Origin of the sequence: Citrobacter sp. Cpo012 (assembly GCF_030333015.1) — a bacterium.
GTDB classification, from domain to species: Bacteria; Pseudomonadota; Gammaproteobacteria; order Enterobacterales; family Enterobacteriaceae; genus Citrobacter; species Citrobacter portucalensis.
In genome coordinates, this window is record NZ_JAOWGR010000010.1 from 1 (window position 1) to 246 (window position 246).

1 protein-coding gene is annotated in these 246 nt (G+C 59.3%); it reads right to left on the bottom strand.

Features of this window, described 5'->3' with window-relative positions:
* A partial coding sequence (locus OGX90_RS00035; protein WP_502872845.1) for a hypothetical protein occupies positions 1 to 246 on the bottom strand: 246 nt, incomplete at both ends.

A 246-nucleotide genomic window follows, 5' to 3' on the forward strand; every position in this document is an offset into this window, starting at 1 on the left:
ATCCGGCAACCACGTATCTTTCCCCGTAGGCCGGATAAGCGATAGCGCCATCCGGCAACCACGTAACTTTCCCGTAGGCCGGATAAGCGACAGTGCCATCCGGCAACCACGTTACTTTCCCGTAGGCCGGATAAGCGACAGCGCCATCCGGCAACCACGTATCTTTCCCGTAGGCCGGATAAGCGACAGCGCCATCCGGCAACCACGTATCTTTCCCCGTAGGCCGGATAAGCGATAGCGCCATCC